This window comes from Rhizobium etli 8C-3, assembly GCF_001908375.1.
Lineage (GTDB): Bacteria > Pseudomonadota > Alphaproteobacteria > Rhizobiales > Rhizobiaceae > Rhizobium > Rhizobium etli_B.
On the sequence record NZ_CP017244.1, the window covers coordinates 616,772 to 630,881 of the forward strand.

Annotated in this window: 15 protein-coding genes; 6 read left to right on the forward strand and 9 right to left on the reverse strand. The window is 59.5% G+C overall.

Features of this window, described 5'->3' with window-relative positions; translation table 11 throughout:
• Positions 1–20: 20 nt before the first annotated feature.
• Together AM571_RS27890 and AM571_RS27895 are read right to left on the reverse strand one after the other, a co-directional pair.
• Positions 21–995, reverse strand: a complete 975-nt coding sequence (locus tag AM571_RS27890) for a YVTN family beta-propeller repeat protein (protein ID WP_074064246.1) — start codon at positions 993–995, stop codon at positions 21–23.
• A 20-nt stretch (positions 996–1,015) separates the two neighbouring features.
• Complete coding sequence (locus tag AM571_RS27895; RefSeq protein WP_420493405.1) at positions 1,016–2,239, reverse strand: ABC transporter substrate-binding protein; 1,224 nt, start codon at positions 2,237–2,239, stop codon at positions 1,016–1,018.
• 157 nt (positions 2,240–2,396) lie between these two features.
• Between AM571_RS27895 and AM571_RS27900 the strand changes: the two genes are divergently transcribed.
• From AM571_RS27900 to AM571_RS27920, 5 genes are read left to right on the forward strand one after another with little or no spacing between them, the layout of a single operon-like run.
• Positions 2,397–3,551, forward strand: a complete 1,155-nt coding sequence (locus tag AM571_RS27900; RefSeq protein ID WP_074064248.1) for a (5-formylfuran-3-yl)methyl phosphate synthase — start codon at positions 2,397–2,399, stop codon at positions 3,549–3,551.
• 14 nt (positions 3,552–3,565) lie between these two features.
• A complete protein-coding gene (locus AM571_RS27905; RefSeq protein ID WP_074064249.1) occupies positions 3,566–4,204 on the forward strand; it encodes a hypothetical protein in 639 nt (212 codons plus the stop codon).
• Positions 4,201–4,752 carry a flavoprotein gene (locus AM571_RS27910; protein WP_074064250.1) on the forward strand — a complete coding sequence of 184 codons (552 nt, stop codon included), beginning with the start codon at positions 4,201–4,203 and terminating at the stop codon, positions 4,750–4,752. Before AM571_RS27905 ends, AM571_RS27910 begins: the two co-directional genes overlap by 4 nt.
• On the forward strand, positions 4,745–6,142 hold the full coding sequence (locus tag AM571_RS27915) for a DUF6513 domain-containing protein (RefSeq protein WP_074064251.1): 1,398 nt from the start codon (positions 4,745–4,747) through the stop codon (positions 6,140–6,142). The genes AM571_RS27910 and AM571_RS27915 overlap by 8 nt, the downstream gene beginning before the upstream one ends.
• A complete protein-coding gene (locus AM571_RS27920) occupies positions 6,139–6,702 on the forward strand; it encodes a DUF447 domain-containing protein (protein WP_074064252.1) in 564 nt (187 codons plus the stop codon). The genes AM571_RS27915 and AM571_RS27920 overlap by 4 nt, the downstream gene beginning before the upstream one ends.
• 30 nt (positions 6,703–6,732) lie before the next feature.
• Here the strand turns inward: AM571_RS27920 and AM571_RS27925 are convergent, their stop codons facing one another.
• Positions 6,733–7,779, reverse strand: a complete 1,047-nt coding sequence (locus AM571_RS27925; RefSeq protein ID WP_074064253.1) for a hydantoinase/oxoprolinase family protein — start codon at positions 7,777–7,779, stop codon at positions 6,733–6,735.
• Between the two features lie 43 nt (positions 7,780–7,822).
• Between AM571_RS27925 and AM571_RS27930 the strand changes: the two genes are divergently transcribed.
• Positions 7,823–8,575 (forward strand): HisA/HisF-related TIM barrel protein, encoded by a 753-nt coding sequence (locus tag AM571_RS27930; protein WP_074064254.1) that lies wholly within the window; start codon positions 7,823–7,825, stop codon positions 8,573–8,575.
• 125 nt (positions 8,576–8,700) lie between these two features.
• On the opposite strand, the gene fae is transcribed toward AM571_RS27930, so the two are convergent.
• The 6 genes from fae to AM571_RS27960 all read right to left on the reverse strand — a co-directional run bounded on the left by fae (position 8,701) and on the right by AM571_RS27960 (position 14,110).
• Positions 8,701–9,207, reverse strand: coding sequence for a formaldehyde-activating enzyme (gene fae / locus AM571_RS27935; protein ID WP_040116633.1), 507 nt, complete (start codon positions 9,205–9,207; stop codon positions 8,701–8,703).
• A gap of 160 nt (positions 9,208–9,367) precedes the next feature.
• Positions 9,368–10,207 carry a triphosphoribosyl-dephospho-CoA synthase gene (locus AM571_RS27940; RefSeq protein WP_237358649.1) on the reverse strand — a complete coding sequence of 280 codons (840 nt, stop codon included), beginning with the start codon at positions 10,205–10,207 and terminating at the stop codon, positions 9,368–9,370.
• 20 nt (positions 10,208–10,227) lie between these two features.
• Complete coding sequence (locus tag AM571_RS27945; RefSeq protein WP_237358650.1) at positions 10,228–11,160, reverse strand: ATP-grasp domain-containing protein; 933 nt, start codon at positions 11,158–11,160, stop codon at positions 10,228–10,230.
• Entirely contained in the window at positions 11,153–12,112 is a 960-nt protein-coding gene (mch, locus tag AM571_RS27950; protein ID WP_074064256.1) for a methenyltetrahydromethanopterin cyclohydrolase, read from the reverse strand. The genes AM571_RS27945 and mch overlap by 8 nt, the downstream gene beginning before the upstream one ends.
• Positions 12,109–13,236 carry an ATP-grasp domain-containing protein gene (locus AM571_RS27955; protein WP_237358651.1) on the reverse strand — a complete coding sequence of 376 codons (1,128 nt, stop codon included), beginning with the start codon at positions 13,234–13,236 and terminating at the stop codon, positions 12,109–12,111. Before AM571_RS27955 ends, mch begins: the two co-directional genes overlap by 4 nt.
• Positions 13,214–14,110 carry an NAD(P)-dependent methylenetetrahydromethanopterin dehydrogenase gene (locus AM571_RS27960; RefSeq protein WP_074064258.1) on the reverse strand — a complete coding sequence of 299 codons (897 nt, stop codon included), beginning with the start codon at positions 14,108–14,110 and terminating at the stop codon, positions 13,214–13,216. The genes AM571_RS27955 and AM571_RS27960 overlap by 23 nt, the downstream gene beginning before the upstream one ends.

Here is a 14,110-nt window from a genome sequence, read left to right on the forward strand (position 1 = left end):
CTTGGAAATCAGAACGGCTATCAGTTGGGGGCTACGGTCACTCCCCACGGCATGGCGCCGACGGTGACGGATTTGACCGGCTCGTCGCTCGCCGTATCGATGAAGGTGATATCGTTGGAAAGACCGTTCGTGCTGATCAGGTGCTGGCCGTCGGGCGTGAAGGCCAACTGCCAGACTCGCTGACCGACAAGGATATATTTCTCGACCTCATAGGTTTGCGTGTCTATGACCGCCACGCGATTGGCCGGGCCGAGGGCGACATAGGCTTTCTTGCCGTCCGCCGATATCCGCACGCCAACGGGCTGAATCGCCTCCGAGCGCAAGCCCTGGATCTCAAACGTGATCTTTTTGACAATTTGCCTGGAGGCATTGTCTATGACGGAGACGGTTCCGCCGATCTCCGAAGAGACCCAGACCTGTGAACCGTCCGGCTTGAATTCGGCAAAGCGCGGGCGCGAATCGACGAGCACGTTGGCGACGATCTCATGGGTCGAGGTATCGATAAAATGCGCCATGTTCGTCGTTTCGGATGTGTTCACCATCGTCTTTCCGTCGGGGCTGACGCCCATGCCTTCTGGCTCCACGCCGACCGGTATCTCGGTGATCACGGATTTCTTGTCGACGTCGATGACGGTGACTAGATTGTCGTCCTCATTTGCGACATAGAGCGTCTTGCCGTCAGGCGAGAGCACGAAGAGCTCCGGATCCGGACCGGAAGGCAGTGTCCCGGTGATCTGAAGCGTTGCAGTATCGATGATCTCGACGGTGTCGTCGTCGCTCGCGCAGACATAAAGGTGCTTTCCGTCATGCGAGATCGTAATGCCGCGCGGCCTTTGACCAACATTGATTGTCTGGGTGACTTCCATCGTCTTGGAGTCGACGACAGTGACGGTGTTGTCCTTTTCGTTCGAAACATAAACGGTGTTGGCCAGAGACGGTCCCGCATACAAGGCGGCGGCGATCATTCCCGCAAGCAGGTAAACATGTCTGCGCATTCTCTCCTCCCATTACGTATTCAGTTCAATTTGCAGGCTGTCTCCGGTTGGTCGATGCCCAATGTGTCGAGTTCGGAAAACTGGTGAAGAAAACCCTCCTGCGGCGAGGTGGAGATCACACCGCGCCCATCACCGAGCAGAATGGGCTGCCGGAGCTGCCAGTTCCAGCGACGGAAGCTCACCTTCTGTCCCTTGAAGGCGGCCAGTGAGAAATTCTCGTCTTTGATGAAGGCTTCGATCTGAGCAGGATCGTTGCCGTTGGTTCGCGTCGCGGCCTCACCGAGTATGCGGGCTGCCGTCCATGCCTGCATGTCCTTGCCAAGCATGCGTCGTCCGGTCGCCTTCACGAAGCGGTTCTGGATCTGAGAGCCGCCCCATTGTTCGCTGGCCGGATGCCAGGACGAGGCAATGAGGCCCGCCGTGCCGGCGACGGGCCGCGGGTCCCACGTCCGGAAAGGAACATAGCTACCAAACACCTCGCTTTCGTCCGCAACAATGACGACATCATGGTCGGGCAGTCCCTGGGTGAAGACCGGCATCTGTCGCTGTACCTGAACCACGCCGCTGTCGGTCCTGCGGGCCGTGCCGGTATCCTTGTAGAGCCGCTCCTCGACGATCGTCGCGCCGAAACGCTTGGCAGAGCGCCGGATGGCATCGGCAAAAAGCTGGTCCGGTTCGTGGGAACCGTAAAGCAGCACCCAATTGCGCCACTGCTTCCAGATCAGATACTGCGCCAGGCCATCGGCAAGCATGGTGCGCGTCGGAGCGGTGTGGAAGACGTTGGAGCGGCATTCCTGCTCGCGCAGGATGTCATCCGTCGAGCCGACATTGAAGAGAAGCACGCCGTTCTGCTTGGCGAGATCGGCAATGGAGAGCAACTGTTTGGCCGATATGTCGGTCAGCACATATTTCTCGCCGCGCGCCAGCATCTGCTTAAAAACCGGGACGACATCCTCCTCCCGTTTCGCCTCTACCACATCCAGGCTGTACGACTGGCCCAGAAATCTGCCGGTCGTGTTGTTGTCGTTGATGGCAATGTTGGCTCCGGCAACGCCTTCATCGCGCGGGGGAACATCCAGGACCGACAGCGCAAGTTGTGGTTCATAGGCGCGCAGATATCCTATGCGGATTTCCGTCGCAGGTTCGCTGGCGGGATTTTGCTGTGCCATCGGCTGCGGCGCATTGACGAGCAGCGAAAAACAAGCGAATAAAAAGATAAGAGTATTCGGCACCATACTCTTCATGGTCATACCACGCTTCGCGCCGGCTTCAACGAAGGCGGACGCGTTGTCTCGATAAGGTGCCCACTATGTTTGTAGTCCAATCCCCCATAAACTCAATACTTGCACTCACCTTTTCCCGCCACGGTTGGGAAAAATGCGGCGGCTGCGGAGACATGCCATGACATTGATGTTGGCCAGCGTTCAAAATCGCAAGGAGGCGGAGATCGTTCTGCAGGCAGGTGCGGACATTATCGATCTGAAGGATCCGTTACGCGGCGCGCTCGGGGCGGCAGACATCGCGCAAATCATCGACGTCGTCGATTTCGTGTCCGGCAGACGGCCGGTGAGCGCCGCCTGCGGCGAACTTGGCGGCGATCTGCAGGCACTCAGGGCAAGGGTCGAGGAGGTGGCCGCCACAGGCGTTGACTTCATCAAGATCGGGTTTCTTCCATCGTCTCGCATCGGCGCGGATGCGCAGGCCCTGGCGGATGTTGCTGGCCGTAAGAGGTTGATCGCCGTTGTATTTGCCGACCATCGATACGAGGAGAACGCCATGACATCGTTTGCAAAAGCGGGCTTTTACGGCGTGATGCTGGATACGGATGACAAATCGAAGGGACGGTTGCTGGATCACATTCCTCCAGATCGCATTTCGGATTTTGTGGCGCAGGGGCAACGGAACGGATTGATGACAGGCCTTGCCGGCTCGCTGGAAGCACCCGACATCCCACGCCTGCTGCCGGGCAAGCCGGATTTCTTAGGCTTTCGCGGAGCGCTGTGCGAGGGCCTGTCCAGGAACGCCGATCTGGACGCTGAAGCCACGGCGAGGATCCGTACTCTCATTCCTGGGGAGCGGCCACTTGAAAAAACGCCGAACGTCGATCTCGAACTCCTGGCGGCACGAGGATATTTTCCCGATCCGGCTGGGGACAATCTCGGCACCGACCAGATCTTCGTACGCGATTTCGTCCTGCCGGTCGACATCGGCGCTTACAGCTTTGAACATGGCAAAAAGCAGAAGGTCCGCTTCGATGTGACGGCGGATGTCCTTCGCCTCACCCGCGATCCGAAGGACATGCATCATATCGTTTCTTACGACCTCATCATGGACGGCATAAGGGCGATCGTCAGCCGTGGTCATGTCGAACTGGTTGAAACGCTTGCCGAGCAGGCTGCAGCGTTCATCCTTGAGAACCCCCGTGTGGCTCGTGTCGTCGTGCGAGTAGAAAAGCTGGAACTCGGACCGGGCGGCGTTGGCGTGCAGATCGAGCGCAAGAGGGAAAGCGCCCGATTGTCGAAGCCGCTTCGCGTCGTAGCGGCAAGGGCCGATTGAGCAAGGAAAGTGATATGAAGCCGCTGGTCGTCAAGCTTGGAGGAAGCACGGCCGGCCGCATCGAGATGGAACAATGGATTTCAGTGCTGGCATCGGCGCGCTTGCCATTGGTGATCGTTCCCGGCGGCGGACCGTTTGCCGACCAGGTGCGCGTTTCGCAAAATACCATGCATTTCTCAAATGCTGCGGCACATGCGATGGCCATTCTCGCGATGGATCAGTTCGGCATCGTGATCGCCGAGCGGCATCCGCGCTTTCAACCGGCCCGGTCGCTGCGCGACCTCGAGGCCATTCTTGCGCAAGGCGCGATACCGGTATGGCTGCCATCCCAGATGACCCGCAACGCCGACATCGCACAGTCTTGGGATGTGACGTCGGATTCCCTTGCGGCCTGGCTGTGCAGGCAGATCGGAAGTCGAAAATTGCTATTGTGCAAGCAGGTCGATCCGGAAATGGTTCCAAACCATCTGGAAGCGCTCGTTGACAATGGCGTCGTCGATGCCATGCTGCCGCACTTGCTAGGGAAGGAGACTGTCTTGTACATTGCGGGGCCTTCGTCGCTACGTTTGCAACTGCTAGCGCTACCCATGACCCGCATACCCGGGCGCCGCGTCGGGTTGGCCGATGAAGCTCGCACAGAGACGTGCCGATGACGCGGCTTCGAACGCCGCGATGGGCCTGGGTGCTGACCGGGTCAGGTCATTTCTTCGTCGAATGCTTCGAGTTGATCCGCTCGCTCGATGATTGCGACGTGTTCGTGACCAAGGCCGCAGACGAGGTTCTCAGGATGTATGGGCTGAAGCTCGATTTTTCAGACACGACACGCGTGCTTCACGACAAGACGGCAAGCGCAGTCCCTGTCGGCGAATTCTATCACGGCGTCTATCATAGCGTCGTGATCGCGCCTGCCACGTCCAATACCGTTGCCAAATGCGTGGCGGGAATCTCCGACACGATCGCTACAAATGTCTACGCACAGGCCGGCAAATGCCGCCTTCCATCAATCGTCTTTGCCTGCGACACCGCCCCCGAGCTGGAGACAATGGCCCCGCATGGAATGGTGAAGGTCTATCCGCGGCCGATCGATCTTGAGAACACGGCCCGTCTTAGGACCTTCGAGCGCACACAGGTCGTAGAATCCTTTGTGGATCTGGAGCTGGCGGTGGCGCGGCGGAAAGGAGAGATCGACGGTCGTGGCTGAGCATCTCGTCTTCCTGACCGGGCACCTGGCAAAGGCCAGGCTTGAAAACATTCTCGCCGGATTGGGAAAAACCCCCTTCACCTACGAGATCATCGACATCGGCGTGAAGGTTGCCGCCCTGATGACGGAAGAAATCGTCAGCCGTCGCTTGCCTCGGCCGTTGAAGGCGGACCGAGTGGTCTTGCCGGGTCGGTTCAGAGGTCGGCTGGAACTGTTGGGCGACGAATTCGGCATCCCTTTCGTGCGCGGACCTGACGAGGTGGCGGATCTGCCCATTTACCTTGGCCGGGCAGGAAAGCCACCGGATCTGTCGCGCCACGAGATGCGCATCTTCGCTGAAATCGTCGACGCATCGACCCTGTCGCTTGAGGCGCTGCTAACAAGAGCTCGAGCGCTTGCAAACGGCGGCGCCGATGTGATCGACCTGGGCTGCCTTCCAGATACGCCCTTTGCCCATCTGGAAGAAGCCATCGGGCGGATCAAGGCCGAGGGGCTTTGCGTCAGCGTCGACTCAGCAAATGCCGATGAACTGGAACTCGCCGCCCGCTCCGGCGCCGATTATCTTCTGAGCCTCAACGAAAGAACCATCGCAATTGCCACGCGTCACAAGGCCAAACCGGTTCTCGTTCCAGCCGTGCCCGGCGACCTCCTTTCTCTCGGCCGTGCCATCGAAGCGGCGCAAAGCGCCGGTATATCCTTTATCGCTGATCCAGTTCTCGACCCAATTCATTTCGGCTTCGCCGCCTCGCTTGGACGCTTCATCGAGGCCCGCCGACGCTGGCCGGATATCGAGATGATGATGGGCACCGGCAACCTGACCGAACTGACCGACGCCGACACGTCGGGAATAACGGCCATCCTCGCGGGCCTTTGCTCGGAGCTTTCCATCGGTAACGTGCTGGTCGTCAACGTCAGCCCGCATACCGTGCGCACGGTGGAAGAACATGACCGGGCGCGGCGCATCATGTATGCCGCCAAGCGAGATCATGCGTTGCCTCGCGGCTATGACGCAGCCCTCCTGCAAGTACACGAGCGCGCGCCCTTTGCGAGCTCCATTGCCGATATCGAGGCGCTTGCGCAGGACGTGCGCGACGCCAATTTTCGCATCATGACTGCTTCTGACGGCATCCATGTCTTCAGCAAAGCCGGCCACTGGAAGAGCGACAACGCCTTCGACCTCTTTCCTGTGCTCAATGTCGAACAGGATGGCCCGCATGCTTTTTATCTGGGAGCGGAATTGATGAAGGCGGAAATTGCCTGGAAGCTCGGCAAACGCTATTCGCAGGACGAGCCCCTTAGCTGGGGCGTGGCGAGCCCGGGAGCGGACGAGGACCGCACACGGCTTGCAGGGGCAGGCCATACGCTGCGCGCAAAGAAGGACGGTCCATGAGCTTCATCCGCGAAACAATCGTAACGACGGTGAATGCCGAGGGCCGGGTGCATATCGCGCCACTCGGTATCATCGCGCAGGATGACGGCTGGGTCATTGCGCCGTTCCGCCCCTCCGCAACCCTCGATAATCTCACCGCCGTGCCGTTTGCCATTGCCAATTATACCGACGACATGCGGATCTTCGCGGGCTGTCTCACCGGGCGGCGGAAATGGCCGCTGGTTGCGGTGCAAGATTGCCCTGTCCCGCGTCTTCAGGCAGCACTCAGTCATTCCGTCTTGCAGGTCGTTTCCGTCACGCAGGACGAGACCCGCCCCCGCTATTTCTGCCGGATTGTTTCTGAGGCCACGCATGCGCCGTTCACAGGCATGAACCGGGCCAAGGCGGCCGTTCTCGAGCTCGCGATCCTGGTGAGCAGGCTGCATATGCTGCCCAAGCAAAAAGTCGATTCCGAGATTGCATATCTGTCGATTGCCATCGAGAAAACGGCTGGTGCTGACGAGCGGCAGGCCTGGGACTGGCTGATGGAGCGCGTGAACGCCCATTCGACCGGAGACTGACGAATTCCCGGCAGTTCGGCCCACAGCGTTTTACGGTTTCGACCACAGTAGCGCAACGGCAGCGGCCGGCGCTGCCTTGCTTGCCTGGTCGCGGATCTCGTTTGCTGCTGCTGGAATGAGCATGCCGAAGTCGACGTAGGGCCGCTCCAGGCGTTTGGCGAGCTGCATGATCTGCGGGCGACCGATCCCCGCGCCCACCACCGGTGCGACTGGGTCGAGCCCGGCATTGCCGCACACCCTGAACGCAGCGTCGTGGATCATGCGCAATTGATGCTCGCCGAACCAGCGGGCGACATCGATCCATTCGCCTTCGCTAAGATCGGTGCCGTCACGTCCGACCATGCGAGCGATGCGGCCAATCGATCCAGCGCGCGACTTGGCTCTGCGGTCGGCGGCGGGGTAGTGGTCGTCGGCCTCATCCAATGTTCCTAGAATGCGACCGAGATCGGCGGTATTGGCAAAATACTCATTCATCAGCGGCGTCATCGTGCCGCGCACCGGAACTCTATCGGCAATTCCGATCAGCGCCGAGCGCGTAAAACCCGTGTAGACGAGTTCGCCAGTCAACAGGCGCTCCGCATCGGAGTAGCCATTGTTGCAGAGCCGTTTGTTCTGAAACGCGAGGATGTCGGTGGTTGTCGAACCCATGTCGACGAAGAGACCTTCTCCTTTGATCCTGGCGCTCAACGCAGCCGTGGCATGCCAATTGGCCGAGGCGATATCGGGGCCGAGCCCGTAGGCGTCTGAAACATCGACGAAGCCGGCACGGCCGGCATAAACCTTGAGATGGGCGCCGCCGAATTCCGCTTTGATGAAATCCAGGATATGGCGAACCCCGGCGTCTCGTGATGGGAAGCCATCCGAAAGCTCTCCCGTCATCGTGAAGACATGGATGGGACTGCCTTGAAAAAGCGGGCGGAACTGGTCCAGGGCATCGCGCACCTGATCGAGCCCGAGCCACATCGGCGCCTTGACGGTCCTGGCATGGGTAACTTGGCCATTTTCGGACCGCGCCATTTTCAAATGTGCGCCACCGATGTCCCAGCCGATAATTGTTTGCTTTTCTTCTGCTGCCATTCCGGCTTTCATGTGGGTGATCGTTTCTGCCGAGGTTTGACCATTGCTTATCATTCCCGTTCTCGACGTCAAAGACGGCCATGTGGTGCGCGCGCAGATGGGCATGCGCGATACCTATAGACCCATAAAGACGCCGCTCAGCGCGATATCGGCGATCAGCAGTGTCGCCGAAGGCCTGCGCCAAATCCACCCGTTTTCGATCTTTTACGTGGCCGACCTCGATGCCATCGAGAGCGGTTCGAGCCATTTTTCTGCCGCCGCGCCTCTATCTCTTTTGAAGCCGAGGCCGGACGTCTGGCTCGATGCAGGATTTCGAAGAAAAACCGACGTCAGGCAGGTGCTTTCCAACGCGCAGATCTTTGCGGTCCTGGGCTCCGAAAGCCAGGCCGATACCGACGTTCTCAGCGCGTTCGCTACGCATCAGAGACTGATCCTTTCCCTTGACTTTCGCGGTGATGCCTTCCTCGGGCCGCCGGCCATCATGTCAACGCCTGACCTGTGGCCGAGACGGGTGATCGTGATGACACTGGACAAGGTTGGCGCGCGCTGCGGGCCCGACTTCGATCGCCTGCGATCGATCAAGGCCATCGCCGGAAACCGCGACATCATCGCCGCAGGCGGGATCCGCAACGTCAATGACCTGGAACGGCTGAGCGACATGGGCATTGCTGGTGCACTGGTTGCAACATCGCTGCATAGCGGCGAACTTACCGCAACTGATGTCTCGGCCGTTATGGGAGCAGCGGGAATTCAAGAGAAGAGGCGCCCTGCCTCTTCTCTCTATCCTGAAGCCTAAGCACTGCCATCTCAACCGTTGGCGCTTGAAGATGGCGTGCCGCTGAAGCCTAAAAGCTTCGCCAACCGGCGCAACAGGCCGCCTGTTCTTTCGGCGGACTCGCCCTGTGCGGGGTTGCTTCGTGTCTAGGCGCTGAAAGGATGCTTGACGGTGTCGCGCTGAGCTGTTGCCTCGGCCGCGGTCGGCTTGCCGGTGACTGCGCGCTCAATCGCTTCCTTCGTTGCCCTGTAGTTATAATCTTGGATCTTGGCGTCGTCTTCCGCTTCCCAGTGGATGAAGACGCCGACGCAGATGAAGATATCATCGGCTTCGTCTGCGGGAATGATGCCTTCGGCTACGCTGTCTTGGACTGCCTTTGCCACCGCATGTTGTGCCGGGCCGAACATCTGCACGGCTTGCTTGGCACCCTTGATCGTCACCTTGTTGAACAATATCGTATTCGGCTTGCAGGCCAGGTTCGGGGCGATGACCGCCAGAAGTGACGTAAACCCGTCCTTGTTGTTCGTAAGCGCATTGCAAAATGCCGTTTCCACGGCGCTTCCACGCGGTCCGATCAGCAGATCGATATGCGCAACTTCATTTCCCTCGCCAACGAGCGACTCACCAACCATTACCTTGCTAATCTTTGCCACGGCCAATTCCTCCCTTGTACCGTATGGTCAAAAAGTTTCGTCCAAAGAAGCCGTACCACACGAGACACGACGCTCGATGGACAGCTATCCTTGTTCGCAGCACCCTTGACTGGGTCGGTTGGCCAGATAGCAGCGAGTAAGATTTATTCGCCGGCCAAATTCAAACATCTAAGCTGCGATTATGCAAGCCGAACTTCATGTTGCAGACAAAAAGCGTCGCAACCGTGAGATCGGCGGAGGTTCCGGGGTTGATATTCCGGTGCTTCAGCCGTCTGTCGAAGTCCAGCAGTATTTCCTCCCGGACCGGCAAGCGCGTTTCATCCATCACCTGACGGCGAATTGTGACTGCCTCTTTCGCGATTTCGGCAGCGAGATCGGTCCCGTATTTGCGCCCGATATGACTGTCGGGAAACGAGGACAGGAAGTAAAGATAGACAAAGATTGTCGGCCACATGTCCTGTTCGCCGCGGGCGGCCACTTCTCTCCACTCCGACAGACCGCCGGTGAAGATATCTTCAAAGCCGTTCGTATATTGTCTGGCGATCGCGTCGCGGTCGGCCGCCATCGCCATGGCGGTGACGAGAGACACCGTCGGCTCGTCTTTGACGTCATGTTTTTCGGCGCTGCCGAGCCCTCCCGGGCCGGTGAGCCGGATTGCGGCGAACACGTCGCGGGCATCGTCCGCATCCATTTCATCCAATGTCTGCGTGAGGCCCTTGCGCAAATCCGAAGACGTGCTCTCGGCCGCCTTGGCAAGCGGCGCGCAAAGCAGGAGGATGCCGAGATTGGTGTTCGTTCCCACGCTGTTGCGAGTGGCGGTTACCGCACGAAGAACGCGCTGACCGACCGATGCAAGCGGTTCGGTCACCGATAGCGAGCTGACGGCAGCACTTTGGATGAATTGATCCGCCGTCATCCGGTGGCCGTCTGCGAAGCGGTGCACGTTGCCCGGCTTTAACGCGTCGATCTCGGCGCGGCAGGCGTCGAGGTAAGCTGCCATAATGTCTTGCCGCGCCAGCGTCATGCTGCGGGCCTTTCGGTTGCCTGCGGACTGACAAGCGCGACCATTGCCTGAGCGATGCAATCGGCGACGCGGACGGGGACAACGGATTGCAAGCCGGTCCAGGCCGGCATGCTGTTGACTTCCAGCACGAGAAGATTGCCTTCGCATCCCTGTACGATATCGATGCCCGCAAAGTCGGTTGCGACGGCGGCCGCTGCGGCAAGTGCAAGTTCGGCAAGTTTCGAGCGCAGCGGCCCGACCACCAACTCGGCTTTCGCGCCGCGGGCGATATTGGTGATCCAGCCGTCCGCGCAACGGCCCATCATGCCGAGAATTTCACCGTTGCTGACAAATATCCGGTAATCCCGATAGGGCGGTCCGGAGCGCAGGACAAGGCGCTGCAGGTAATAGACATTGTCGACCTCGTCCGGGTCAGGCAGATCGTCGATCGAACGAATGAGCCTTATTCCGCGCCCCTGCGATCCAAACAGTGGTTTCAGCACCAGCAGGCCGTGCGGCACCTCGCGTTTAACGACGGCCCTGGCATTGGCGTGACCTTCCACTGCGAAGGTTTCCGGCGTCGGCACTCCGGCGGCCGCAAGCAGAAACGTCGTCGTCGATTTGTCGACGCAACGCTCGATTGCTTTGGCGGAGTTCCAGACCGGCACGCCAAGCTGCGTCAGCGCGTGCAAAATGCCGAGACGGCGTGTGATCGCTTCAAAGCTGCCGCCGGAGATGGAGCGGACGATCACACCGGCCGGAAGTTTTCCATCAAGCGTCGGGATGGCGATGCCTGAGGGATATCGGGTATCGAACGCGATATCGGCAAGCGGGCAGAAGATCGTCTCCGTGCCGAGTTTTGCGAAGGCGCGGCGTAACTGTCTCACTTGGCGGTCTGGTTTGTCGGAAAGGATGAGAATCTTGTCTGAAATCACCGTCTGTTCAACCAAGGGAATGCTCCAGCATCTCTTTGTTCCATTCACCGGCGCGGAAGGTGTCGCCTGTCTCGATGGCCGTAACGATCACTTCGGCCGGGCTGAAGAGATGCGGATCAATCGCGTAGAAGTCGCCGTTGAACTTCTTGAAGATTTCCGCAAAAGGTTGCCCATAGTCGCGCGACCTGCAACTCGGCAGCTCTTCGGCGAGCGCGCGCGCGTCGTCGGCGCTGCCTAGAACGAATAGCTGCACCAATCCGCCATAGATGATGGCATCGTTCGTCCGCCCCATGGCCTTCAGGAAGTCGGGATGAGGCGCTGGAACGGGCGCGCATCCGGTTCCGTCGACAATGGCGTTCAGCGGAAAATTGAGGCTGTGAGCCTTGTGAAGAGCGACCTCCAGGGAGCGCCCGATAATCTGGATGGAGCCGGCGAGACTTTGGGTCGGGGCGTAGATGAAAGTCAAAGCGTCAGGTTCCAGTCCTGTCGCGCTCGATACCTTCTCAACAACGGCTGGCGGCGGAGGTCTGTCCGTTTCAAGAAGAAGAACTGATGTCGAAGCATCTGTTTCGCTGTAGGCAATTTCCTCGAAAATCGGCTCCACGCGCGCCAGCAGACGCGCCGGGCCCGAGCCCATGGCGAAATATTTCTCATGCGAAAGCCGCCAACCCGCATACTGGCTGGCGAGGCAGGCAAGGACCGGTTGCGAGGAATGGACGGTAACGCTCAACGGCCAGTTTTCGTTATGACGATCGAGCGCCATCGAGACGGTTCCCAGGCCGCCCATGCAGATTTCCGCCATCCGCAGACCCACTTCGAGACCTCCGGGGCTTGCCGCGCCGGCGTCGATGAGATGCTCTCCAAGCGAGCCGCGGCCACATGCGACGCCAAATCTTTCGTCGTCGGCAATAATTTGATCGACGATCCGTTGCGCATTCCTGTTGAGATGGGCCATTCCGTTCTTCATAGGAATTCTTCCTTCCAATGCTGCGCGACTTCGATGACACGACGTTTGACAGCGCGCTCTGCAGCGCAGGCGGATCGGGCATGCGCCAGGACAGTGCAAACCGGATCGCCGGGGCTGAGGGCCGAACCCGGCCTTTGATGGTCGGCCGTCAGGTTCGGCCACTTCACATCGGGGAAGCAGGTGATGGAACGAGAGGTGTAGGCAATCGCCGCAGCCGCAGCTCCGCGATAGACCGGCACGTCGATGCTTTCCCCGCGCACGGCCCGCAAATGCTCAATGAGGAGGGGTGCGCTGTCGGTGTCGAAGATATCCAGCGTTGCGCCAGGCCGTGGGTTGATTTCGATGAGATGAAGCCCCTCCGGCCCATCTATGAAATCGGCGCTGCAGAGACCCAAAAGGCCGCAGTGGCGTGTCAGCTTGTCGAGCCAGCAGGCGATTTGCATTTTCTTTTGCCGGTCAAATCGCATGAAACGGACGGCGCCGCCATATCGAAATGGTGACGTCGGCGAAGGCGACGACCATTGCCGGCTGATGCCGATGATGCGGGCGGCACCATTTCGGGCCAGGAAAAGGGCCGAGATGCTGCGGCCGGCAATACGCTGCTGATAATAATAGCCTGGTTCGGCAGGCATCGTTGCCACCGGTCTGACATGCGAGCCGCCCGCACCGCCGCCAAGCTTCGTAAGCCAGCCCTCTGGTTTGTCTGGTGACGAGAACTGGATCGCCGGATGCGGGATGTCCAGGCTTCGGCAAAGTTGGGAAAGGTTGGCGGGATCCTTGACCGCCCGCACGGTGTCGGCGCAGTTGCCGGCAAGCGGAAACACTCGATCAAGTGCGTCGATGACATCGGGCCGACCTTCAAAGCCGGAGCCGTAAACCAACGCGGCCGGTTCCTCATCGCCCGTAAGGCGAGACAATATGCCGATGATTTTTTCGCGGTCTATTCCCTCGCTTATACTGCCCGACAGGCGCGCCGTCCTTTCGGAAAGGGCAATCGTGTCGCAATCGCAGAACAGATCGGCCACCAGAGGCCGATACCCGGCACGGCGCGCTGCTGCGGCAAGTGACCGGCCGGAAATGGCCGCGATCAAAATCGCAGGGCTATTTTTCGATGCTGCGGGCAAGGGTGAAAGCATCCTGAAAATCATAAACTACCGGTTTTTCAGCGCCGATCATCTGTTTGAACAGCCCCGACTGTGTCTTGTACTTGACATTGCCGATCGAAAGCGGACCGATGCCGACCGCGGCAGTTTCCCCGAGCTTGTCGGCTTTTGCATGGACCGCCAGGCCTTCGATGCCTGCCGGCGGCACGGCGTTGACATCTGCCGCAACAAGCAGATTTGTCGCCTGGCGCAGTTGTTCGGCGGAGATCACCTTGACGCCGGCCTTGGCCGCGGCCAGCACCACTTCGGCCTGGCGCAGCAATTTTGTCTTCTTTTCTTCCGTGGAACCGTCCGCCGCCGTGACAGTGACGCCGAAGCGGGCCTTGATGGCACCGGCGATGGCTTGGACACGCGCAATTCCATCGTGACCGACCAGCGTAACGTTTGCGCCCTGCTTGGCAGAGATCACGGCGGTGCAGTAGCCGACGACACCGGTCGCGCCGAAAATGGTCACTTCCGTTCCCGCCAGCTCTCTATTGTGCAGTTTTCCAAGCGTTTTCTCGACTCTGGCGACCATCGCTGCGGCGGTGGTAAACGAGCCGGCAGGATCGGCGAAGACAGAAACCTCGAAAGGAGGCACCATTGCCTGCTTTGCGGCATCGATCATGTCGAGTGCCAGGATCGTATCTCGCCCGGCAATAAAAATGCCGGTGGCAACGCCTGCATCCGGCGGACGCGAGAAGACCGCATCTTGGATAAGGCCTGCTATGTCGGCAAGCTCTACGTCCGTGTAAGGAACGACATGATCATAGCCCGCGTCAAGGGCCATATTGACGTCGAACGGGCTCATCTGCCTCAATGGTGTAAGCATATGGAGAATGGTTTTCCGGCTCAT

Bases quoted from the DNA above. Each gene is read 5' to 3' on its own strand.
- AM571_RS27895 (WP_420493405.1), bottom strand. From the start codon at position 2,239: ATGAAGAGTATGGTGCCGAATACTCTTATCTTTTTATTCGCTTGTTTT.
- AM571_RS27920 (WP_074064252.1), top strand. From the start codon at position 6,139: ATGAGCTTCATCCGCGAAACAATCGTAACGACGGTGAATGCCGAGGGC.
- mch (WP_074064256.1), bottom strand. From the start codon at position 12,112: ATGAAGAACGGAATGGCCCATCTCAACAGGAATGCGCAACGGATCGTC.
- AM571_RS27905 (WP_074064249.1), top strand. From the start codon at position 3,566: ATGAAGCCGCTGGTCGTCAAGCTTGGAGGAAGCACGGCCGGCCGCATC.
- AM571_RS27925 (WP_074064253.1), bottom strand. From the start codon at position 7,779: ATGGCAGCAGAAGAAAAGCAAACAATTATCGGCTGGGACATCGGTGGC.
- AM571_RS27910 (WP_074064250.1), top strand. From the start codon at position 4,201: ATGACGCGGCTTCGAACGCCGCGATGGGCCTGGGTGCTGACCGGGTCA.
- AM571_RS27940 (WP_237358649.1), bottom strand. From the start codon at position 10,207: ATGGCAGCTTACCTCGACGCCTGCCGCGCCGAGATCGACGCGTTAAAG.
- AM571_RS27900 (WP_074064248.1), top strand. From the start codon at position 2,397: ATGACATTGATGTTGGCCAGCGTTCAAAATCGCAAGGAGGCGGAGATC.
- AM571_RS27960 (WP_074064258.1), bottom strand. From the start codon at position 14,110: ATGAGCCGGAAAACCATTCTCCATATGCTTACACCATTGAGGCAGATG.
- AM571_RS27890 (WP_074064246.1), bottom strand. From the start codon at position 995: ATGCGCAGACATGTTTACCTGCTTGCGGGAATGATCGCCGCCGCCTTG.